Here is a 22,521-nt window from a genome sequence, read left to right as displayed (position 1 = left end):
CCTTGTTGCGAAAGCGCAACATTGGTCGAAAACAATCGAAACCAGAGTTCGATCTACCGTTCCAACCCTTGAAACGGGTCCAAACTCCGTCCAGCCGCATAAAAAACGCCCGACAGTGAAATGCGCTGCCGGGCGTTTGATTCGATAGGGAGTCGTTTTCTGATGTCAGGTCAAATCAGCCTGCATCACGGATGCGTGATTCAGCAGTTGCTACACGCTGCGCCGATTCCTTCAGTTCAGCCAACCGCTCACGCTCTGCCTCAACGACTTCCTCGCGCGCGTTCGCAACGAATTTTTCGTTGGAGAGCTTCTTCTCGATACGATCCATTTCAGCGGCAATCTTGCCGGCTTCCTTGGCGAGACGTGCTGCTTCAGCCTTGAGGTCAATCAGATTGCCAAGCGGGATGCAGATTGTCGCCTCACCAAGCAGCATCTGGGCTGAGCCCTTGGGAGCCTGTGCCTCGAACGAGACACTCTCCACGCGGGCAAGGCGCTTGATGGCAGCATCGTGACGAGCGAAGCGTTCTACGCTTGTCGCGTTGGCATCCAGCACGACAACCGGGGCAATCGCACCGGCGGGCACATTCATTTCCGCACGGACAGAACGAATGCCGGTGACGAGATCAACGAGCCAGTTGATGTCAGCCGCGGCTTCCTCGTCCTCAAACGACAGTTCCGGCCAGGCAGCAAGCGCCAGCACCGTATCGCGCTTCTGTCCCTCACCTGCGGTCAGGGTCCAAAGCTCTTCGGTCATGAAAGGCATGAACGGATGCAGAAGCTTATAAACCTGATCCAGACAATAGGCTGCCGTGGCTTGTGCTTCTGCCTTCGCAGCTTCATCGTCACCCATGAAGATCGGCTTCAGCAGCTCCAGATACCAATCACAGAACTGGTTCCACACGAAGCGATAGGCAGCACCCGCAGCTTCATTGAAGCGGTAGGTGTCGATACCTTCCGTCACGGCTCGCGTTGCCTTGGTCAGTTCCGTCAGAATCCAGCGATTGACGGCAAGCTTGGCGTTTTCCGGCTTGAAACCGGCATCAAGCTTCACGCCATTCATCTGGGCAAAGCGCGTTGCGTTCCAGAGCTTGGTGCCGAAATTGCGATAGCCGGCAATACGCGCCGGATCGAGCTTAACGTCACGACCCTGAGCAGCCATGATGGCAAGGGTGAACCGCAGCGCGTCAGCACCATATTCATCCATCAGCTCGAGCGGATCGATGACATTGCCCTTAGACTTCGACATCTTCGCGCCGTGCTTGTCACGAACGAGAGCATGCAGATAGACCGTATGGAACGGGATTTCGTCCATGAAATGGAGGCCCATCATCATCATGCGGGCAACCCAGAAGAACAGAATGTCGAAACCCGTAACCAGAACACTGGTTGGATAATAGGTTGCGAGTTCCGGCGTCTTGTCCGGCCAGCCGAGCGTCGAAAACGGCCAAAGCGCCGACGAGAACCACGTATCGAGAACGTCAGTATCGCGCTCAAGTGCAACGTCTTCGCCATAGTGAGCGCGTGCGGCGGCTTTCGCTTCCTCTTCGCTCTTTTCGACAAAATACTGGCCATCTGGACCGTACCAGGCCGGTATCTGATGTCCCCACCAGAGCTGGCGTGAAACCGCCCATGGCTGAATGTTTTCCATCCAGTCGAAATAGGTCTTTTCCCAATTCGTCGGGACGATCTTTGTCTTGCCCTCGCGCACCGCCGCCATTGCTGGCTTGGCCAGTTCGCCGGCGTTTACATACCACTGGTCAGTCAGATAAGGCTCGATCGGAACGCCGCCGCGATCACCATGTGGGACGGCGTGCGTGTGGTCCTCGACCTTTTCCAGATAACCGCGCTCGTCCATCAGCTCGACGATGCGCTTGCGGGCTGCGAAGCGGTCCTGCCCTTCGAGTTCGTGGATCAGCGCCTTCAATTCAGGCGTCAGCTGCAGCCCTTCGAGGAAATCAACATTGTCCTTGATCGTGATCGACGCATTCGTCGTCAGAATGTTGATAGCGCGCAGCTCATTCCGCTTGCCCACTTCGAAATCGTTGAAATCGTGCGCGGGCGTGATCTTGACAGCGCCGGAACCGGCTTCCGGATCAGCGTAATCGTCTGCAACAATCGGGATATGGCGACCGACAAGCGGCAGCACGACATCGTTGCCAACCAGGGCGTGGTAACGCTCGTCCTTCGGATTAACCGCAACGCCGGTATCGCCCAGCATGGTTTCCGGGCGCGTCGTCGCAACGACGATGTAGGTATGCGGGTTCTCTGGATCGAATGGAACGTTCTCAAGCGGGTAACGGAAATGCCAGAGATGACCTTTCGTTTCGCGCGACTCGACTTCGATGTCGGAAATTGCCGTCAGCAACTTCGGGTCCCAGTTGACCAGACGCTTGTCGCGATAGATGAGACCTTGCTTGTAGAGCGAGACAAAAACTTCCAGAACCGCGCGCGACAGTCCTTCGTCCATGGTGAAGCGCTCGCGTGACCAGTCGCAGGAGGCACCAAGACGGCGCAGCTGGTTGGAAATCATGCCGCCGGATTCGGCCTTCCACTGCCAGACGCGCTCAATAAACTTCTCGCGGCCCATGGTATGGCGGTTTGGCTCCTGCCGTTCGGCCAGCTGGCGTTCGACAACCATCTGCGTTGCAATGCCCGCATGGTCCATGCCGGGCTGCCACAGCACGTTCTTGCCGCGCATACGCTCGAAGCGAACCATAATGTCCTGGATCGTGTTGTTGAGCGCGTGGCCCATATGCAGCGATCCGGTAACGTTCGGCGGAGGAATGACCACTGCGAACGGATCGGCTCCCGGCTTCGCGCCTGCACCCGCCTTGAATGCACCCGCTTCTTCCCAGCGTTCAGCAATTTTCGGCTCTATCGCCGCGGCGTCATAGGTCTTCTCAAGCATGGAATTATCCGGTCTTTATGCGCGATGAATGGATTGAAGGCTCAATAGCAACTAACAGCAGACAAATCACTTTAAAAGTGACAGCGCCACTTTCGGTCACTTTAAAAGTGAAAACCCGCCTGCTGCACAGGCGGGTAATATTTCAATGGATCGGCTTGATACCGTTTATCGCTCGCCACGCACCACACGTTCGATTTCTTCCCGGACAAGCCGCTCAACAAGCGTCGGCAGATTATTGTCGAGCCAGTCCTGCAGCATCGGACGTAACAGTTCCGTAGCGATATCGTCGAACGAACGGCGTGGCTCGGCCCGAACCACATGGTTCAAATCCTGAAATGCGGCAGCTACCTGACGTTCGGCAATCTGCGACAGCATATGAGCAGCAGGCTGCATCTTTGCAGCGGGCTCAGTAACTGGCGCTACCGCCTCGGGCTGAACCGGGGTTTCCTGCTCGGCAGGAGCTGCAGGTTCCTGCTCCATGTCCGCATCGAGTTCCGGTTCGAGCAAGGCGTCGACTGCTTCGGCAATTTCCGCCTCAACGGAAAGGTCGATTTCTTCCAGCGATATGTCCGCCTCTGCAGGTAGTTCCAAAGACTGCGTGGCCTTGGCGTGAGAATGATCGTCATTCTCGGCATTGAGAACAACTTCATCCTCGTCATCGGCTTCGATTTCAGGCTCTGGCGCTGCCTGCGCCGGTTCGCCAATCGGGCCGCGCAATGTCGGTTCGTCCTGGAATACGTTGCGCATCATTGCAGGCTTTTCCGGCTGTGCAACGGGCTGCTCGGTGACTGGACGACGGAACTCCGCAACCTCTCCACGAGCCGGAGAGGCCGTTGCCACCGGCGCTGGCTGGCGAGTGACATCACTATCTTCAATGATCCTGCGGATGGAAGCGAGAATCTCCTCCATCGACGGTTCACGTGCTGCGCTGGATGTCTGTGCCATGGCTACTATCCGCTTTCCTGTATTGCGACATTGTCTGCAAAAGACAGAGAATCAATGGATTAAAGGTAGCGGACGATCCTCTGTTTGAGAATCCCCGGCCAAGGCAAGCTGGATCAAACTCACAGCTTTATGGATTTGTTAAGAATTGCGGGCACTGCAAAATCGAATCGCAGCAAACAAAAAGGCACCCGAAGGTGCCTTTTCAATTCTCACTATGCTTGCAAGCAATCACCGACCGTCCGGCGTGCGCAGACCAAACCACTTGTCCTTGACGGCTTCGTAATGCTCTTCCGGCTTGTACTGAGCGACCTGCAAGCCCATCTGGCTGGCAGTCATGCGACCGGTCGCATTGAGAAGAGCATAGCTGGCGACAATAACGTTACGCTCGGATTCGACCAGAGCGATCTGAGCATTGATCAGATCGTTTTGCGAATTCAAGACGTCCAGCGTCGTGCGCTGTCCAACCTTGCGCTCTTCAATGACGCCATCAAGAGCAAGCTGTGCGGCGGAAATGCCGTCACGATTTGCCTTGACCGATGCGCGGGCAGCTTCAAGCTGCGACCATGCCGAACCAATTGCCTGACGAACCTGATCGCGAACGACGTCGACTTCGATACGTGCCTGACCAAGCTGTTCCTTGGACTGGCGAACCTGAGCCGAACTACGGCCACCGGTATAGATTGGGATACTGACGCCGACGCCGATGGACGCCGAGTTGCCATCGGTCTGCGAGCCGCCCTCGCCGGAATAAGTATCAAGGTGGCTGGCGCTTGCCGTAAGGCCGACGGACGGAAGCAGAGCGCCTTCCTTGGCCTTCACGTTATATCCAGCGGCATTAACGGCATATTGGGTCGCAAGAATGCCCGGGTGTCCGGCAGTCGCAATGGAGAAAGCCTGATTTGGCGAACTCGGCAGGTTCTTGGCTGCGGCTGCGGTCGCAAGCTTGTCCGGCTGAACGCCGATAACCTGCACATAGGTTGCTTCTGCCGACTTGACATCAGCACGTGCGGAATTCAACGCCGCTACGGCAGTCGAACGGCTGGCATCTGCCTGCGCAACGTCGGTACGCGTACCTTCACCCACATCGAGACGGGCGCGAGCCGCACGAACCTGTTCGTTCAGGGCTGCAAGGTTGCGTTCACGCAGAACAGCGATCTGGCGAGCCTGATAGACATCCATATAGGCTGTTACCGCCTCATAGAGTCTGTTCTGCTCTTCGTTGCGGAGATTTTCGCGCTGGGCGAAGACCTGTGTTTCTGCGGCGGCGACATTGTTCTTGGTTTGAAACCCATCGAACAGCATCTGGTTCAGCTCGATGCCGAACGTGCCTGTCGTGCGATAACCCTGACTTGAAGGTGTCTTGCCACGCCCTACGTTATAAGAACCGGTAATCTGCGGACGATAACCGGACTTGGCAATGGCCACACCTTCATCCGTGACGCGGACACCTGCGCGGGAGTAGTTCAGGTTAGCATTGTTCTTGTAGGCCTTCACGAGAGCGCCGGTTAACGTCTCCGAGAACGCCGCCTGCCCCGTTAAAATGGTGCCAGACAACAATGCTGCGGCCGCTACCAGTCCTTTGCACGTTTTGAACACCGGGTACCTCATATTAAGAACAAACGAATCCAACTATCGAACCGATCGGTTCGGGCAAATCCTAATAACCTCTAAATTCGGTTATTTCCATTGCCCCCGCCAGAGCTTGCACAAACAAATTCCGCAGCGTTGCAGAATTGTATCATCCACTAAAATTAAAATTCGAACTGCGGAACGCGCTCGAATCCCGGCAGTGGACGAACCGCAGTGTTGAACACACCGCGTCCCGATGCAACACCATTTTCTTTAACGTAAATCCGCGCAACTCCGGCGTTCCCCCGGCCTTCAACGGCAACGAGGCGTCCGCCGTCTTTCAACTGGCTGAGAAGTGCGTCCGGAACGAAATCGACAGCGCCTTCAATGACGATCACATCGTAAGGCGCTTCCGACGGATAGCCTGCCTGCAGTTCGCCTGAAACGATCACAACATTGTCATAGCCGAATTCAGCGAGACGGGCAGTCGCAGCAGCCGACAATACGGAATCACTTTCCAGACCGATCACCGAGCCAGCAAGCTTGGAGAGGATGGCTGCCGAATATCCGGTGCCGCAGCCGACATCGAGAACCACGTCGGTGTTCTTGATACGGGCGAGCTGCACGAGCTTGGCGAATGGCGAAGGTTCCATAAGGTAGCGAGGCTGCTTGCCTTCGCTTTCCAGAAGCTGGTCTTCATCGATATAGGCGAGAACCTGACGGGCTGCGGGAACAAAAGCCTCGCGCGGGACGGTCAGGAAAGCATCGATAACCGCCAGATCGGTTACGTCCGTCGTACGGATCTGGTTGTCGACCATCTTTGTGCGAAGATCCTGGAAATCGGCTGCCATAGCCCTAAACCCTTCCTTGTCGCGGAATGCGATGTTTCATGCCATTGGAGCGCCGTGCATCCTTTTGGACGCACAAAGGCACCATAAACGAGATTTGCCGTTGATGTGGCAAAAATCGGGGGTCCAGTCAATGAAACACAGCATTTGCAGCATTTATGCTCACTGATACCCACTACAGTTGTCGGCATCTGGATATGAAGATGCCGGAAAGCTTTCCGCGCCCTGGCATCTCGGCGCCCGTTTTGACACACAGCCTGCCCGAAACCGTTTTACGCTTTTCGGGATGGGCTCTACCGTTCGCAGCACTTTGAAACAAGCGCCCCTCAAATCACATTATTGAGCGTTCGATGCCGGATAACCGGCCTCAGCCAGTGCGGAAAGAACGGCATCCTGCGAAACCTTGCCGCCGAATTCGACCTCTTTCTTGTCGAGATCGATTTCAATTGGTGCGGTTGCATCGAGCTTGCGCAGTGCGACGGTAACGCTATCGGCGCAACCGCCGCACTTCATCTTGGGAATGGAAAACTTCATCAACTCAGTCACTCCTTTCAGGACTGAACATAAGATGGGGCTTCCCATCGTGGTAAGGTCAAGGGCTATTCTGCCATTCTTCTTATGGCGCTTCGCAGGTCTCCGGCACGCTCTTTTCCAGTTCAAGGGGTGACTTGGTCAAAGACCCTGTCATGATCTGCATCGGCTTGAACGGCGGCTCTTCCTGCATGGCCGGATTTGTGAGGTGAATCGTGTAGCAGCCTGTAAAGACTTCCTTCTTGCCATCCGCCGTTTCGGCTTCGATGGCCAGTGGCTGGCTCCAGTAGATCTGTCCGGCGCCTGGATCGGGATCAGTCTTGCGCAGCGCGACTTTCACGCTCTTGGTATTCTCATAGCCTTTTACAAAGGTCTTGAAATCCGGCTCACGCCCTTCCTCGGAATAATAACCGTAGGCTCGGGTATATTCCTTGCGATTGATCGCATTGTAATAGGATTCGATCAGGGCCTGTGGCGTCGAGCGATCGTCGCGATAATCCGGAACTGTCACGCCTCCGGCAGCATCCTGCGTCTGCTCAGAAGGCTTGGTTTCTTCCACAGGCTTGGAAGCGTTGTCATGCTTTTCCTGAACGTTTCTCGGCGTTTCTTCGGGCGCAGCCTTCGGCGGATTTTGCGCAAAAGCGCTGTCAGCCGAAATGCCTGCAAGCCCCGTGCCCAGTAGGCCGATCACAGCAGCCAGCATCAGAGGTTTCATCCGGTCATTCGACATTCGCTTCTCCTCTTTCTAGCAAAATTTTTGCGGAACGCGTCGAGAGCGCTCCCGATTTGGTGTATTGCAGTAATGATGTTACAACACTAACTATAGTGAAAACGTGGCAGGCGCAGAGGAAACTCAGCCTGTTGCGACATGATTGGACGATTCTCCGTCCATATGCCAGCACGATACCGGAAGAGAGAAAATGGGCCGTTTCGCAGTCATGACGCTAACTGACAAGGCAGCTGATCGCGTTCGCGAGATCATCGCATCGCGGGACGGCGCTCTTGGTATCCGGGTGGGTGTGAAAAAAGGCGGCTGTGCCGGAATGGAATACACCATCGATCTCGTCACGGAAGCCAAGGCAGGCGACGATGTGATCGAGAAAGATGACGCGAGAGTCTTCATCGCGCCTGAAGCCGTTCTTTTCCTGCTCGGCACCCAGATGGATTTTGAAGTAACGACGCTGCGGACGGGTTTTGTCTTCAACAACCCGAACCAGACATCAGCTTGCGGCTGCGGCGAATCCGTCGAAATCAAAGCGGCTTCCCCGGAAAGCCTCCGCCAGATGCAGGGCGCAGCCTAACTCAAGACAAGGTCCGTCAGCTAATGGATGACGAAGCTCTTCGCGATCTGTTGCAGGACTTCGGCTCCATCAGCATCCGCCGCATGTTTGGCGGCAAGGGCATCTATCATCAGGGCCTGATCTTTGCACTCGTCGTTCGCGACGAGTTGCTCTTCAAGGCTGACGAAGTAACCATCCCGGATTTCATTGACGCAGGCGCCACCCAATGGACCTATGAAGGTCGCAAGGGCGGTGATCCAATCGCCATGCCTTACTGGAGCGTGCCAAGTGAAGCTTTCGATGATCCGGAAGTGATGACGCATTGGGCGCGCCTTGCTTATGATGCAGCGCTACGAAGCGAAAAAACCAAACCCAAAAAGAAATCGGCTGCGAAGCGCTAGCCTCGCAGCCGATTGATTCATTTTTTTACTGCTTCGGTCAGATTCCGGTCGGAATCAGCATGAAGGCCGGAATGTCATTACCGAAACCAACAGGCGTCGGGCTGTCATCGTCACGATCGCGACGGCGTTTCTGTTCGTGCTGCGGCTTGCCACGGCGCTCGTCATTGGAAGCGCGGATCGCATCACGGCGCTCACTGGCTTCGATGACTGGTTGCGGCTGTTCGGCAGGATCGAGAACTTCGGCAGGCTTCGCCTTTGCCTTGTCTTTCGGCTTGTCCTTGCCCTTGGCATCCTTGCCTTTGCCGCGTGCATTCTTGCTCTTGCGCGGATCGTCTGCCTCATCAGAGGCTGGCAGGGTGGACAGATCACCATCGAGCCATTCGATCTTCTCGCCGATCATATTTTCGATGGCTGCAAGATATTTTGTATCGGAAGGCGTCACAATGGTGAATGCCTTGCCAGAACGCCCCGCGCGACCGGTACGGCCGATGCGGTGAACATAGTCTTCCGAGTGAATCGGAACATCGAAATTGAAAACGTGGCTCACATCGGGAATGTCGAGACCGCGCGCGGCAACATCGGAAGCCACCAGCAACTGCAGTTTGCCTTCTTTGAAGTTCGCCAACATGGTCATGCGCGCGCGCTGATCCATATCGCCATGCAAGGCACCCGCGTTGAACTCGTGTCGCGTCAGCGAGCGGAACAGTTCGGATACGTCTTTCTTGCGATTACAGAAGATGATCGCGTTCTTGAGCGTATCGCCTTCCGCACGGACGAGATCGCGCAGAACCGCGCGCTTGTCCCAATCCTTCTTGCTGGATTTCACCAGGCGTTGGGTAACGGTTTTGGCCGTAGACGAAGCCTTTGCAACTTCAACGCGCGTTGGCGAATGCAGGAACTGTTCGGTCAGCTTGGTGATTTCCGGCGGCATGGTGGCCGAGAAGAACAGGGTCTGACGCGTAAACGGAATGAGCTTGCAGATGCGTTCGATGTCCGGGATGAAGCCCATATCGAGCATACGGTCTGCTTCGTCGATGACGAGAATTTCAACACCGGTCAGGAGCAGCTTGCCACGCTCGAAATGATCGAGCAGCCGACCGGGTGTCGCGATGAGAACATCGGCACCGCGTTCCAGCTTGCGCTCCTGTTCATCGAACGACACGCCGCCAATCAGAAGGGCCACGTTCAGCCGATGATTGACGCCGTATTTGGTGAAGTTCTCCTCGACCTGCGCTGCGAGTTCGCGGGTCGGCTCCAGAATGAGCGTACGCGGCATGCGCGCCCGCGCCCGCCCCTTTTCCAGAAGCGTGAGCATCGGAAGCACGAAAGACGCGGTCTTTCCGGTTCCCGTCTGCGCGATACCGAGAACGTCCTTGCGTTCAAGGGCTGGAGGAATGGCTCCTGCCTGAATGGGTGTGGGCGCAGAATATCCCGCCGCTTCTACAGCAGCGAGCACTTTCGGGGAAAGACCGAGTTCGGCAAATGTCGTCAATGGAGGCGCAGCTCTCTTGGTTTGGAAATGATTTCCACCCATCCTGTCATTGCAGCCGCGTCATCGGGCGCAGGAACGAAGGCAGAATAAGGCGTCTGCAACGCAATATGCGTTTTCTTGCAGCATCGCGTACGTCCACAGCGTGCAAAAGTCAACCAAAATACCATCGAAAGATATCAAATTGCTTCCATTGTGTTGCGACAATCGAAATCAATGCGGAACTTGAACAAATTTACTCAAATTATCAAAAGCCAAAGAGCATTTGCGTAACTGAATTGCGTGCCACTTATACGCTGAAACTAATGCCTGAACTGTTCTGTCAGGATGCGCTCGTCCCAGGAATGATTTCGATCAAAGAGGATGGCCACCTGGCTGTTCGGTGCTTCCCGCACGGTAACAGCCCTGACCGATTTGACCTCATTATTGTCCGCGACCGCATTGACCGGGCGTTTTTCGGTTTCCAACAAATCCATGCGAACGGTTACGTGCTTCGGCAATAGCGCCCCACCCCAACGGCGCGGACGGAAGGGACTCACCGGGGTCAGCGCCAGAAGCGGCGCTTCAAGTGGCAGAATGGGACCTTGTGCTGAAAGATTGTAGGCGGTGGAACCTGCAGGCGTCGCGACCATCACGCCATCGCAAACAAGTTCGTCCAGACGCACCTTGCCGTCAATCGTTATCCGAACCTTCGCAGCCTGATAGGACTGACGGAACAATGACACTTCGTTGATCGCCAAAGCCTCGAATGATTGGCCGGATTCTGTTTCGGCGACCATGACAAGCGGGCGAATGGTTTCCATCTGCGCGGCCAGAATGCGCTCCGGCAGGTCATCCACGCTGAATTCGTTCATCAGGAAGCCGACAGAGCCGCGATTCATGCCATAGATCGGCGTACCGCTGTTCATGAAATCGCGAAGCGCCTGAAGCATGGTTCCATCGCCGCCAAGCGCAACGATGATATCGGCATCTTCAGCAGCCACATGACCGTAGCGGGCAACGAGTTCTTTTTGGGCGACAAGTGATTCTTCGGTTCCCGACGACAGAAAATGCAGCGCGAGCGATTTATCTTCCATATTTACAGTCCCGAATCTGGCCAACTCTGACAAGTTTGCCACTGTTTCCCCAACCCGCTATTGGCTATCACATGAAAAACCCGGTTGCCATGACCTGCTAGCGATGAATTTTCGTTTTACACGCGCTGCATTTGTGCTAATCGGGCGCAAGTGCCCTTATAGCTCAGTTGGTAGAGCACCTGATTTGTAATCAGGGGGTCGGGAGTTCGAGTCTCTCTGGGGGCACCAGCACATCGCCTTTGAATTGGCTTTTATGCAGTGATTACAATTACATAAGTTAGTTGATATTTTTTATCGTCACCTGCGACCTCAAATCAGTTTTATTCTGCAATGTAGATTCGATGCGCATCATTTTGATCGCACACATCGCCATTTTCAGTTTCAAGACGCTCTATGCAGGTTTCCAGATTCAGTTCTGCCAGTTGGCCAATTGGGATCAGCGCCCCCGCATCACGATAATGTCTTCCTATAAATACTAGATCGTTTTGACCGACGGTCGGATCGACATGGGCATAATCACAGGATGTTCAGCGTGTTAGGAGAGTTGACCGCCGAAACGGGAACCGGCATCGATCCATTTCGTTCATTTCGACGGCGGGTGCGAAACTAACAATGGATAGGTGCCATGTACAAATTTTCGGCAATGGCAGCGGCGATGGTGATTATGTCGGCTTTTGTTTCAGCCGTTCCCGCACAGGCCCAAAGTATTGAGATCGGTCCTAATGGTATTCAAGTCAACCCGGACAGCGATCGCCGGGTAATTCCTGATCGTCGTTCAGAACGGGATGAGTTCAGTGAACGCCGGGCTGCGAGGATTGCACGTAGCGAGGGAATGGATGAAGTCGAAAGCGTTTCACGACGCAGAGGCGCGTATATTGTCCGAGGAATAGACCGTCGAGACAACGATATGCGTGTAGTTATTGATCGTCGCACCGGAGAAGTGCTTGAAGTGCGCTAGTCCATCGTTACCGTGCTGTCGGGCGCAATTTGATCCGTCTTGATCCACCGGGCCCTCCTCCCGAAGTCGTGTTACGATTTCGGGAGGAAAACGCATATTACCAATTGCGTACGCAATAGCCACGCGGTGTCAGATGATATCCGCGAGCGCAGACCTTATGGACAGGGCGGTTTCGCACACAAACGCCATTTCTGTTCAAGTGCCAGCCACGGGCGCAACGTGCTCTGGCCCGATTGGGAACACAGCGTGCATAGCGATTCATGTGCCAGCCAGGCCCACACCGCCACCCGACCTGCTCCGCAAGACTACCGGCATCATGCGTATTCGTGGGTTGTGGCATTGGCAAAGCGAACGACGGCACCGAAAAAGACATGACACCACCGAAAACGAGAAGAGCAGTTAGGCTGCTTCTGACTGACATCGTTATATCCTCCATAGTCAGCACTCCCGCCTCATTGAAAATAGGCGCTGGCGATTGAATGGAAGATGAATGATAAAATTTTCGTCTGGGTGGCCACGAAATAAAAATGCGGCTCAAGAGCCGCATTTTGTGTGCTTCGATCAGATTTCAGTACCAGCCGACAGCCACCTGGGCCTCTTCGGACATACGGTCCGGCGTCCAAGGTGGATCGAATGTCATCGTGACCTCCACCATGGAAACACCCTCAACGGCGCTGACTGCGTTCTCAACCCAGCCCGGCATCTCGCCTGCCACAGGGCAGCCGGGAGCGGTTAGAGTCATTTCGATTTTCACGGTGCGATCATCTTCGATATCGATCTTGTAGACGAGACCGAGTTCGTAGATGTCGGCTGGAATCTCGGGATCATAAACCGTCTTCAAGGCCGCGATGATGTCGTCCGTCATACGCAGGAGGTCTTCCTGCGGGATGGCAGAAGCGGAAAACACCGAATTGCCTTCGGCTTTTTCTCCACCCTCGACAGGCGCGGTATCGGTTTTGTCCTGAACTTTCTGTTCCATATCGGTCATCCGAAAAACTTCCTTGCCTTTTCCAAGGCTTCCGCCAATGCATCCACTTCAGCACGGGTATTATACAGGGCGAAGGATGCACGGCATGTAGAGGTAACGCCGAAGCGTTTCAAGAGCGGCTGCGCGCAATGTGTTCCGGCACGGACCGCAACCCCTGCCCGATCGATCACCATCGAAACGTCGTGCGCATGAATTCCTTCCAGCGCAAACGAGATGATGGCTCCCTTGTCCGGCGCATTGCCGAAAATGCGCAATGAGTTGATCCGGCCGAGCTGCTCGTGAGCATAATCGCGCAGGTCTTCCTCATGGGCGAGGATCGCATGACGGCCGATCTTCTCCATATATTCAAGCGCGGCGCCAAGACCGATGGCCTGAACGATAGGCGGCGTACCCGCTTCAAAACGATGGGGCGGATAGTTATAGGTGACGTTTTCTTCCGTCACTTCCTCAATCATTTCACCGCCGCCCTGAAAAGGACGCATCTTCTCAAGCATTTCCGAACGGCCATAAAGGACGCCTATGCCGGATGGTCCGTAAACCTTGTGGCCGGTAAAGACATACCAGTCGCAGCCGAGATCCTGCACGTCGACAGGCAGGTGCACAGCGCCCTGGCTGCCATCGACCAGAACCGGAATACCACGCGCATGTGCAAGCTCGACGATCTTCTTGATCGGCGTCACCGTTCCAAGCGCATTCGACATATGCGTGATTGCGACAAGCTTGGTTCGCTCCGTCAGACGCTTTTCGAATTCTTCGATATGGAAGATGCCTTCATCGTCCACTGGCGTGAAGACCAGCTTTGCGCCCTGTCTTTCACGAATGAAATGCCATGGCACAATATTGGAGTGATGCTCCATGATCGACAGAAGGATTTCATCGCCTTCGCCGATATTCGGCATGCCATAACCATAGGCGACCGTGTTGATCGCTTCGGTCGCGTTCTTCGTAAAGACAATTTCATCCACAGAACCGGCGTTCAGAAAGCGCCGTACCGTCTCACGCGACTTTTCATAGGCATCTGTTGCCGCATTCGACAAGAAATGTAGGCCGCGATGAACATTGGCATATTCGTTGGAATAGGCGTGCGTTACAGCGTCGATGACGCTCTGAGGCTTTTGCGCCGATGCACCATTGTCGAGATAGATCAGCGGCTTGCCGTGCACTTCTCTCGAAAGGATCGGAAAGTCGCGACGGATCGCCTCGACGTCATAGCGCGCTACAAGCGGATTCTTCTGGTCCATGATCGTTCCTCTTGCCGTTTCGGCAGGAAAAGGCAGAGCGTGCATCTGCACACTCTGCCTCAATCAATCAGGCGTGGGTGGCGAGCCAGTTGGACAGCACTTCTTCCAGTGCCTCAACCAGCGTTTCGTCTTCCAGCTCTTCGATAATCTCGGCGATGAAAGCCTTGATCAGCAGGCCACGTGCCTCGTTTTCGGGTATGCCGCGTGCCATCAGATAAAACAGATAGTCCCTCGACAATTCGGCAACCGTCGCACCATGGCCACACGCCACGTCATCGGCAAAGATTTCGAGTTCAGGCTTGGCATCGAACTCGCCTTCATCCGAAAGCAGCAGCGTGTTGCACGCCATGCGGGCATCGGTCTTCTGGGCGATCTGCGCAACGCGGATCATGCCCTGGAAAACGCCACGCGCACGGTCCTTGACCACGTTGCGAATGATCTGGGTCGAACGCGTGTTTTCCACCAGATGGCCGACCGTCATGGTGACATCGGTGTGCGTGTCGTCAGCCAGAAGATTGAGACCGCGAAGCTCGAAGTCGGAATCCTCACCCGTCACATTGACGTGCACTTCCTGACGAACCAGCTTGCCGCCCGCATTGACGATATAGAGCGTGAGCTTGGAGCCCTTGCCAATCGTCGCATTGAACTGCGAAAGCTGCGTTGCCTGACCGAAATCACGCAGGATGATCCAAAGGATTTCAGCGCCGTCGCCAACGGTCACATGGTTGACAGAGGTGGAGAAGGCATCGCCTTCGCCGCCGTTCTGGCGTTCCACAATGGTGCCCTTGACATTTGCACCGATGCGGACAGGAAAACGAGTGTGTCCCTGTCCGGCCTTCTGGATGTTCTGAAGCTCCAATGGCGCTTCCAGTTCGGTGTCATCGGCGATGGAAACCATCCAGCCATCGCTGACATAGGCAGCGTTGATCTGGCCGATCGTATCGTCGAAGCCGCGCGACCGAAGCTGGGTGACGAGCGAGCCGTCGGCCAACGCCTCGCGAACCGGGGTCAGCGACACACCTTCAGGCGCTTTCGCGGCAAGAGCCACGCCATTGCTTGTGGCAGCGATGGACGAACCGGCGATAAGCGCAGGCAATGCCTGTGTTCCGGCAGCGGCATCGAATGGCGCCACGCCCTTCAGAAGCGTACGGAAATCCGTGTAATGCCAGCTTTCGACGCGGCGGGACGGAATGCCGTTCTCCTTGAGAGTTTCAAGCGCCGCATCACGTGCAACGACAACATCGCCATTGCCCGGCAGGTCGCCCATACGGTCGGCAAAACTGTCGATCAGCGCGCTTTCAGCGGGCGTTCGCGGCTTGGTAGCCGGGGCGGTCTGGATATTCATGATCCATCCCTCCTCAGGCAGCTTCGCCGATTACGTCGGCATAACCATTTTCTTCAAGGTGCAGCGCAAGGTTCTTGTCACCGGACTTGATGACCTGGCCCTTGTAAAGCACGTGCACGCTATCCGGAACGATGTGTTCGAGCAGACGCTGGTAGTGCGTGATGACGATCACGGCGCGGTCCGGCGAACGCAGGGCATTCACGCCTTCCGAAACGATCTTCAGCGCGTCGATGTCGAGGCCGGAGTCGGTTTCGTCGAGGACGCAGAGGCTCGGCTCCAGAAGTTGCATCTGAAGAATTTCAGCACGCTTCTTCTCACCACCAGAAAAGCCGACATTCAGCGGACGCTTCAGCATGTCCATGTCGATGCTGAGCTTGCCAGCAGCGTCCTTCACGCGCTTGATGAACTCCGGGATCTTCAGATCCGGTTCGCCACGCGCCTTGCGCTGGCTGTTCATCGCAACCTTCAGGAACTCCATCGTGGCAACGCCCGGAATTTCCATCGGATACTGGAATGCGAGGAAGATGCCCTTGGCGGCGCGTTCAGCGGGGTCGAGTTCGAGGATCGACTCGCCGTTGTAGAGAATGTCGCCTTCCGTCACTTCATAGTCTTCGCGACCGGCGAGGATATAGGAAAGCGTGGACTTGCCCGAACCGTTCGGACCCATGATCGCAGCAACTTCACCCTTGTTCACGGTGAGGTTCAGGCCACGGATGATCTCGGTATCCGTGTCGGCGATCTTTGCATGGAGGTTCTTGATCTCAAGCATGAATGTAAACCTTGTTCTAATGCCAGGAAAAGGCTGGCCAGAAAAATCACTGGGAAAGAGGCGATCGGTTAGCCGACACTACCTTCAAGCGAGATGCCGATAAGCTTCTGGGCTTCGACGGCGAATTCCATCGGCAGTTCCTGAATGACTTCCTTCACGAAGCCATTGACGATGAGAGCGATTGCCTCCTCTTCCGGAATGCCGCGCTGCATCACATAGAACAGCTGGTCTTCCGAAATCTTGGAGGTGGTTGCCTCGTGTTCGAACTGCGCCGTGGCGTTTTTCGCCTCGATATACGGCACCGTATGCGCGCCACAATCGTTACCGATCAGGAGCGAGTCGCACTGGGTGAAGTTGCGGGCATTTTCAGCCTTGCGATGGGCAGAAACCTGTCCGCGATAGGTGTTGTTCGACTTGCCGGCCGAAATACCCTTTGAAATGATGCGGCTCGACGTGTTCTTGCCGAGGTGCAGCATCTTGGTGCCCGAGTCGATCTGCTGATGGCCATTCGAAACAGCGATTGAATAGAACTCGCCGCGCGAATTATCGCCACGCAGAATGCAGGACGGGTATTTCCACGTGATCGCAGAGCCGGTTTCAACCTGCGTCCACGAAATCTTGGAATTATCGCCACGGCAATCGCCACGCTTCGTAACGAAGTTGTAGATGCCGCCCTTGCCGTCCTTGTCGCCAGGGAACCAGTTCTGGACCGTCGAATATTTGATTTCGGCGTTTTCCATCGCAATCAGCTCAACGACAGCTGCGTGCAGCTGATTTTCATCGCGCTGCGGTGCGGTGCAACCTTCCAGATAGGAAACATACGCGCCTTCATCAGCGATGATGAGCGTACGTTCGAACTGGCCGGTGTTCTTTTCGTTGATGCGGAAATAGGTCGAAAGTTCCATCGGGCAGCGAACGCCCTTCGGAACGTAAACAAACGAACCATCCGTGAAGACAGCCGAATTCAGCGTCGCGTAATAGTTGTCCGAAACAGGAACCACAGAAGCCAGATACTTCTGCACCAGTTCGGGATGTTCGCGGATCGCTTCAGAAATCGAACAGAAGATTACGCCAGCTTTGGCGAGTTCTTCCTTGAAGGTCGTAACCACCGACACACTGTCGAACACGGCATCAACAGCAACGCGGCCAGACGCATAGACATTGTCGGAAGGATTGCCATCGATTTCGCTCGGCTCGCCCTGCTTGCGAACGCCAGCAAGGATTTCCTGCTCGCGCAGCGGAATGCCAAGCTTTTCGTAGGTCTTCAACAGCTCCGGGTCAACTTCATCGAGCGACTTCGGGCCGGACTGGTTTTTCGGCGCCGCATAATAATATGCGTCCTGGAAATCGATCTTCGGATAATCGACGCGAGCCCATGTCGGCTCTTCCATGGTAAGCCAGCGTTCATAGGCTTTCAGACGCCATTCCAGCATCCATTCCGGCTCGTTCTTCTTGGCGGAAATGAAGCGAATGATATCTTCGTTCAGGCCCTTGGGGGCCTTCTCGGCTTCGATCGTCGTCTCGAAGCCATACTTGTACTGGTCCACGTCAAGGCCGCGGACCTGATCAATGGTCTCCTGCACTGCAGGCATTGGCGTTCTCCATCCTCGTCGGGGTCAAGGCCCGACAGTTGCAAACGTCAAGGTGATATGTCTTGAACAATACCGCCTCAATATAGTGTGCGTGGCCCTTCTTTAAAACCTCTCTAAACTGAATTTCAAGCACCGGGTTCAAATTTGCCCCTAAAAATGCCGATTAAAACGATCAACTTAATGAAACAGTCCGATGAAACGGCGATCGCAGACGACACATCCCGGCTTTGACGCCTTGATTTTCTTTGAAGAATTGGAATTTCCGGGCAGCCTATCAGAATCATGCCCGCCCTTGCCTTGTGCATGTAGGAACATAGATAGCCAAAGGAAAGGGAGACCATAATGAACACCCAAAATCTGCAGGACTATGTAAAGTTTCTCGAACAACAGGTGAACGACGAAGGCCGCACCATCAATCAGCTGAAGTTTTTTCAGGACGCCCACGACAAGTTCAACATTTCAAATGCCAGCGCTTCCGACGATATCGCCGCTGATATCGCCAAGCGGGAAGAATTTAAAACGCGCTACGAGGGCTATATCGCCGCTGCAAAGCAGAAGCTCGGCCTCGATTTTTGAATCGCAATCACGCCTTCTTGGCGCGACGCTCGATAATTTTGCGGAACACGTCGAGAAACGCATCGACCTGATCGGGTGTGGCCGTTGGTTCGAGTGACACGCGGATCGCCCCGAGGCTGTCTCCATGTCCCATGGCCAACAGCACATGGCTGGGACCTACTTTCCCCGACGAGCAGGCCGAGCCTGCCGAAAGCGCAATCCCGCCGAGATCAAAAGCTATCTGTACGGTTTCCGCCTTTTGCTCCTCAAGGGAAAAGAAGGTCGTGTTCGGCAATCTGCCGACCGATTTGCCATAGATCACCGCATCCGGGGTGATCGCCTCCAACCCGACCTCCAGCCTGTCCCGCATCGCCGGGGACCAGCCCTCGCCGTCCAGTCGTGTCTTAGCGGTATCTGCCGCAGCACCGAAACCTGCGATCAGCGGCAGAGCTTCCGTTCCCGCTCTATGCCCCTTTTCCTGACCACCGCCGCGAACAAGCGCGCGCGGCATCATGAGGTCGGAAATAGCGATAATCGCGCCGACGCCTTTCGGGCCGCCAATCTTGTGCGAGGAAATTATGAGATAATCACCACAATTATCTGAAATATCTAATTTAATTCGTCCTACCGCCTGGACTGCGTCGACGATATAAATGCCGCCCGCAGCCTTCACGATAGTGGCAATTTCCGCAATCGGCTGGATGATGCCGGTCTCATTGTTGGCGGCCTGTATGGCCACGAGTGGCAGCCCCTGGCTTTTGTCATGACCGGCAAGCGCAGTTTTCAGGGCATCGAGTTGTACAATGCCATTTCCATCAACCGGTAGAACGGTGACGTCCTGCGCTGCAAACTGCCCTCCAGACAGCATGCAAGGGTGTTCCGTATCACTCACGTAAAGATGTGACAGGCGGACCGGCGAACGTCCCATCATATAATTGGGTGTCAGCAGCGTCGACGCGGCTTCCGTTGCTCCCGACGTAAAGAAAACATGGTCTGGCCTGGCATTGACGAGCGCTGCAACGCTGCGGCGCGCTGCTTCGACGAGCGCACGCGCGGCGCGGCCTTCACGATGCACGGAAGATGGATTGCCGGTAATGCCGAGCGCATTGATAACCGCTTCGCGTGCTTCGTCAAGCAACGGAGCACTGGCATTATAATCCAGATAGAGCCTCTTGCCGCTCCCGTTCACCGTACCTATCTCCTAAACAAAATTCTGGAAGCGCAATTTTCTTGAATTTTCAATCAAGAAAAGCCTATTAAGCCCCCATAGGAACTGAAACTCGCTTTCAGTCTGTCGAAATTTCCAACCGGTTCTAGAAGCGGCGTCCAACGACGTCAAGTTTCGCCGCCCCAGTCCGGTCTTCCCGTTACGAGCGGAGTACACATGCCAGAAGTCATTTTCAACGGCCCTGCCGGACGCCTCGAAGGTCGCTATCAGCCTTCCAAAGAAAAGAATGCTCCAATCGCGCTTATCCTTCATCCACATCCGCAGTTCGGCGGAACGATGAACAACAAGATCGTCTACGACCTCTTCTACATGTTCCAGCAGCGCGGCTTCACCACGTTGCGCTTCAATTTCCGTGGCATTGGCCGCAGTCAGGGCGAATTCGATCATGGTGCGGGCGAGCTTTCGGACGCTGCAAGCGCACTCGACTGGGTGCAGGCGCTGCATCCGGATTCCAAGACGTGCTGGGTCGCCGGTTACTCGTTCGGTTCATGGATCGGCATGCAGCTCCTGATGCGCCGCCCGGAAATCGAAGGCTTCATTTCGGTTGCGCCGCAGCCGAATACATATGATTTCGCCTTCCTCGCACCCTGCCCTTCGTCCGGTCTCATCATCCATGGCGATCAGGACAAGGTGGCGCCGCCAAAGGATGTGCAGGCTCTGGTCGACAAACTGAAAACCCAGAAGGGTATCACGATCACCCAGACGACGATTCCGGGCGCGAACCACTTCTTCACCGGTCAGGGCGATGAGCTCATCGAGGATTGCGCAGAGTATCTGGATCGCCGCCTTGCAGGCGAACTGGTCGAAGCGCGTCCGAAGCGCCTGCGTTAAGCTTACAAGAAATTCAGCTGTCGTTTTCCAGATTTGCAGCGTCTCATCCGGCGGGTCTCCCGCCGGATTTTTTATGCGATGCTACCATCGCGATCCAATGATTCGTTTTCTCAAATCCATCTCATGAGCGTGACATGCCGGTTTATGCCATTCTTGCTATCGCCATAGTGTCCGAAGTCATCGGAACGCTTAGCCTCAAGGCATCAGAAGGTTTCACACGGCTTGGGCCGTCCTTGATCGTTGTCGTCGCTTACGGTCTGGCTTTCTATTTTCTTTCCATGACCTTGAAGAGCATTCCTGTCGGGATCGCCTATGCGGTCTGGTCCGGGATCGGCGTCACGCTCGTGGCCCTGATCGGCTGGCTGGTGTTCGGCCAGAAGCTCGACCTCGCGGCAGTGCTCGGCATGGGATTGATCATTGCCGGTGTCATAGTGCTCAATCTGTTTTCGAACACGGCGCAACACTAGAGCGCGTTTCGGTCTGATTGAATCAGATCTGTGCTCCAACTGTTTTCTGACGCGCAATGAAGCCAAATTACTGGTTCGCAACCCATCAATTCGGGAGTTTCCTTGTTATTGGCGGTTGATTGGTGCTAAAGGCGGACATATCACAGGGATGCAAGCAGCCGCTTGCGACCAGTTTCAACTTCGCCTTATCAGTCAGGGAAAAGGAATGTCCGGTTTCAAATCCGATTTTCTTCGCACGCTTTCCGAGCGTGGCTTCATTCATCAAATTTCCGATGAAAGTGGCCTCGACGAATTGTTGGCCAAGGAAACCGTGACGGCCTATATCGGCTTCGATCCTACGGCTCCAAGCCTTCATGCGGGCGGTCTGATCCAGATCATGATGCTGCACTGGCTCCAGCAGACCGGGCACAAGCCTGTTGCGCTGATGGGCGGCGGCACCGGCATGGTCGGTGATCCGTCCTTCAAGGACGAAGCCCGCAAGCTGATGACCGAAGATACGATTGCCGAGAACATTGCCGGCATCAAGCGCGTCTTCGCCAACTACCTCACCTTTGGTGACAGTGCGACCGATGCCCTGATGGTCAATAATGCCGACTGGCTGCGCAACATCAATTACCTGGAATTCCTGCGCGATGTGGGCCGTCATTTCTCGGTCAATCGCATGCTTTCGTTCGATTCGGTGAAGACGCGCCTCGATCGCGAGCAGTCGCTGTCATTCCTCGAATTCAACTACATGATCCTTCAGGCCTACGATTTCGTGGAACTGAGCAAACGCTACGATCTGCGTCTGCAGATGGGCGGTTCGGATCAGTGGGGCAATATCATCAACGGTATCGATCTCGGTCACCGTATGGGGACCCCACAGCTTTATGCCCTCACCTCGCCACTGCTGACGACAGCATCGGGCCAGAAGATGGGCAAGTCGCTTGGCGGCGCAATCTGGCTGAACGCTGAAATGCTGAGCGCCTATGATTTCTGGCAGTACTGGCGCAACACGGAGGACGCCGATGTCGAGCGCTTCCTGAAGCTCTATACGACGCTTCCGCTGGACGAAATTGCCAAGCTAGCAGCGCTCGAAGGCGTCGAAATCAACGAAGCGAAGAAAATCCTCGCGACGGAAGTAACGGCCATGCTCCACGGTCGCGATGCGGCCGAGGAATCCGCAGAAACAGCGCGCAAGACTTTTGAGGATGGCGAACTGTCGGAAAATCTTCCGACAGTCGGCGTTCACAAGGCAACGCTGAACAGCGGCATCGGGGTTTTGGCGCTGATGGTTCTGGCCGAACTCTGCACGACTAATGGCGAAGCCCGCCGTCACGTTGAAGGTGGCGCCGTACGTATCAATGACGAACCAGTCAGCGATCCTCGCATGACCGTAGATGCTGGTGCACTGAACGATCAAGGCGTTATCAAGCTGTCTCTCGGCAAGAAGCGTCACGTACTGATCCGCCCTGCATAAAACGGGCGACAACTGAACCAAAAAAGCCGGGCCTCGCGCCC

22 protein-coding genes and 1 tRNA gene are annotated in these 22,521 nt (G+C 55.3%); 8 read left to right on the top strand and 15 right to left on the bottom strand.

Features of this window, described 5'->3' with window-relative positions:
• Nucleotides 1–175 precede the first annotated feature (175 nt).
• From FG152_RS07615 to FG152_RS07590, 6 genes are all read right to left on the bottom strand, one after another.
• Nucleotides 176–2,908: a valine--tRNA ligase gene (locus FG152_RS07615; RefSeq protein WP_094513722.1), complete on the bottom strand. Its 2,733-nt coding sequence runs from the start codon at nt 2,906–2,908 to the stop codon at nt 176–178.
• A 165-nt stretch (nt 2,909–3,073) separates the two neighbouring features.
• The gene (locus tag FG152_RS07610) at nt 3,074–3,853 is read right to left on the bottom strand and encodes a PopZ family protein (RefSeq protein ID WP_010661297.1); all 780 of its coding nucleotides are present in this window, start codon (nt 3,851–3,853) and stop codon (nt 3,074–3,076) included.
• Between the two features lie 228 nt (nt 3,854–4,081).
• On the bottom strand, nt 4,082–5,461 hold the full coding sequence (locus tag FG152_RS07605) for a TolC family outer membrane protein (RefSeq protein WP_010661296.1): 1,380 nt from the start codon (nt 5,459–5,461) through the stop codon (nt 4,082–4,084).
• Nucleotides 5,462–5,604: 143 nt separating this feature from the next.
• Nucleotides 5,605–6,273, bottom strand: a complete 669-nt coding sequence (locus FG152_RS07600) for a protein-L-isoaspartate O-methyltransferase family protein (RefSeq protein WP_010661295.1) — start codon at nt 6,271–6,273, stop codon at nt 5,605–5,607.
• A 333-nt stretch (nt 6,274–6,606) separates the two neighbouring features.
• Nucleotides 6,607–6,807: a heavy-metal-associated domain-containing protein gene (locus tag FG152_RS07595; RefSeq protein ID WP_010661294.1), complete on the bottom strand. Its 201-nt coding sequence runs from the start codon at nt 6,805–6,807 to the stop codon at nt 6,607–6,609.
• 79 nt (nt 6,808–6,886) lie between these two features.
• Complete coding sequence (locus tag FG152_RS07590; RefSeq protein ID WP_010661293.1) at nt 6,887–7,531, bottom strand: hypothetical protein; 645 nt, start codon at nt 7,529–7,531, stop codon at nt 6,887–6,889.
• 190 nt (nt 7,532–7,721) lie between these two features.
• Between FG152_RS07590 and sufA the strand changes: the two genes are divergently transcribed.
• Together sufA and FG152_RS07580 are read left to right on the top strand one after the other, a co-directional pair.
• Nucleotides 7,722–8,102 carry a Fe-S cluster assembly scaffold SufA gene (gene sufA / locus FG152_RS07585; RefSeq protein WP_010661292.1) on the top strand — a complete coding sequence of 127 codons (381 nt, stop codon included), beginning with the start codon at nt 7,722–7,724 and terminating at the stop codon, nt 8,100–8,102.
• A 23-nt stretch (nt 8,103–8,125) separates the two neighbouring features.
• Nucleotides 8,126–8,482, top strand: coding sequence for a TfoX/Sxy family protein (locus FG152_RS07580; RefSeq protein ID WP_010661291.1), 357 nt, complete (start codon nt 8,126–8,128; stop codon nt 8,480–8,482).
• Nucleotides 8,483–8,519: 37 nt separating this feature from the next.
• Here the strand turns inward: FG152_RS07580 and FG152_RS07575 are convergent, their stop codons facing one another.
• On the bottom strand, nt 8,520–9,974 hold the full coding sequence (locus FG152_RS07575; RefSeq protein WP_036583973.1) for a DEAD/DEAH box helicase: 1,455 nt from the start codon (nt 9,972–9,974) through the stop codon (nt 8,520–8,522).
• A gap of 299 nt (nt 9,975–10,273) precedes the next feature.
• A complete protein-coding gene (locus FG152_RS07570; RefSeq protein WP_036583970.1) occupies nt 10,274–11,047 on the bottom strand; it encodes an NAD kinase in 774 nt (257 codons plus the stop codon).
• A gap of 152 nt (nt 11,048–11,199) precedes the next feature.
• On the opposite strand from FG152_RS07570, the gene FG152_RS07565 reads away from it, so the two are divergent.
• Nucleotides 11,200–11,275 (top strand) — tRNA-Thr (locus FG152_RS07565).
• 397 nt (nt 11,276–11,672) lie between these two features.
• The gene (locus FG152_RS07560) at nt 11,673–12,005 is read left to right on the top strand and encodes a PepSY domain-containing protein (RefSeq protein WP_498985692.1); all 333 of its coding nucleotides are present in this window, start codon (nt 11,673–11,675) and stop codon (nt 12,003–12,005) included.
• Nucleotides 12,006–12,102: 97 nt separating this feature from the next.
• Here the strand turns inward: FG152_RS07560 and FG152_RS07555 are convergent, their stop codons facing one another.
• The 6 genes from FG152_RS07555 to sufB all read right to left on the bottom strand — a co-directional run bounded on the left by FG152_RS07555 (nt 12,103) and on the right by sufB (nt 17,940).
• Nucleotides 12,103–12,345 carry a GCG_CRPN prefix-to-repeats domain-containing protein gene (locus tag FG152_RS07555; protein WP_376786624.1) on the bottom strand — a complete coding sequence of 81 codons (243 nt, stop codon included), beginning with the start codon at nt 12,343–12,345 and terminating at the stop codon, nt 12,103–12,105.
• A gap of 228 nt (nt 12,346–12,573) precedes the next feature.
• Complete coding sequence (locus tag FG152_RS07550; RefSeq protein WP_498985690.1) at nt 12,574–12,993, bottom strand: SUF system Fe-S cluster assembly protein; 420 nt, start codon at nt 12,991–12,993, stop codon at nt 12,574–12,576.
• Nucleotides 12,990–14,234, bottom strand: a complete 1,245-nt coding sequence (locus tag FG152_RS07545; protein WP_498985687.1) for a cysteine desulfurase — start codon at nt 14,232–14,234, stop codon at nt 12,990–12,992. The genes FG152_RS07550 and FG152_RS07545 overlap by 4 nt, the downstream gene beginning before the upstream one ends.
• A gap of 67 nt (nt 14,235–14,301) precedes the next feature.
• Nucleotides 14,302–15,579, bottom strand: a complete 1,278-nt coding sequence (sufD, locus tag FG152_RS07540; protein ID WP_043062139.1) for a Fe-S cluster assembly protein SufD — start codon at nt 15,577–15,579, stop codon at nt 14,302–14,304.
• A 13-nt stretch (nt 15,580–15,592) separates the two neighbouring features.
• Complete coding sequence (gene sufC, locus FG152_RS07535) at nt 15,593–16,348, bottom strand: Fe-S cluster assembly ATPase SufC (protein ID WP_498985684.1); 756 nt, start codon at nt 16,346–16,348, stop codon at nt 15,593–15,595.
• Nucleotides 16,349–16,416: 68 nt separating this feature from the next.
• Nucleotides 16,417–17,940 (bottom strand): Fe-S cluster assembly protein SufB, encoded by a 1,524-nt coding sequence (gene sufB, locus FG152_RS07530; RefSeq protein ID WP_012092133.1) that lies wholly within the window; start codon nt 17,938–17,940, stop codon nt 16,417–16,419.
• Between the two features lie 342 nt (nt 17,941–18,282).
• Between sufB and FG152_RS07525 the strand changes: the two genes are divergently transcribed.
• Nucleotides 18,283–18,516, top strand: coding sequence for a hypothetical protein (locus FG152_RS07525; RefSeq protein WP_029924926.1), 234 nt, complete (start codon nt 18,283–18,285; stop codon nt 18,514–18,516).
• 7 nt (nt 18,517–18,523) lie between these two features.
• Here the strand turns inward: FG152_RS07525 and FG152_RS07520 are convergent, their stop codons facing one another.
• Complete coding sequence (locus FG152_RS07520) at nt 18,524–19,684, bottom strand: cysteine desulfurase family protein (protein WP_498985680.1); 1,161 nt, start codon at nt 19,682–19,684, stop codon at nt 18,524–18,526.
• Nucleotides 19,685–19,879: 195 nt separating this feature from the next.
• Between FG152_RS07520 and FG152_RS07515 the strand changes: the two genes are divergently transcribed.
• From FG152_RS07515 to tyrS, 3 genes are all read left to right on the top strand, one after another.
• Nucleotides 19,880–20,554, top strand: a complete 675-nt coding sequence (locus FG152_RS07515; RefSeq protein ID WP_010661280.1) for an alpha/beta hydrolase — start codon at nt 19,880–19,882, stop codon at nt 20,552–20,554.
• A 134-nt stretch (nt 20,555–20,688) separates the two neighbouring features.
• Nucleotides 20,689–21,021 (top strand): DMT family transporter, encoded by a 333-nt coding sequence (locus tag FG152_RS07510; RefSeq protein ID WP_010661279.1) that lies wholly within the window; start codon nt 20,689–20,691, stop codon nt 21,019–21,021.
• A 205-nt stretch (nt 21,022–21,226) separates the two neighbouring features.
• Entirely contained in the window at nt 21,227–22,480 is a 1,254-nt protein-coding gene (gene tyrS / locus FG152_RS07505; protein WP_010661278.1) for a tyrosine--tRNA ligase, read from the top strand.
• Nucleotides 22,481–22,521 lie beyond the last annotated feature (41 nt).

The sequence above is a fragment of the Ochrobactrum sp. XJ1 genome, from assembly GCF_024701725.1.
GTDB classification, from domain to species: domain Bacteria; phylum Pseudomonadota; class Alphaproteobacteria; order Rhizobiales; family Rhizobiaceae; genus Brucella; species Brucella anthropi.
This window is presented reverse-complemented; position numbering and strand designations above follow the sequence as displayed.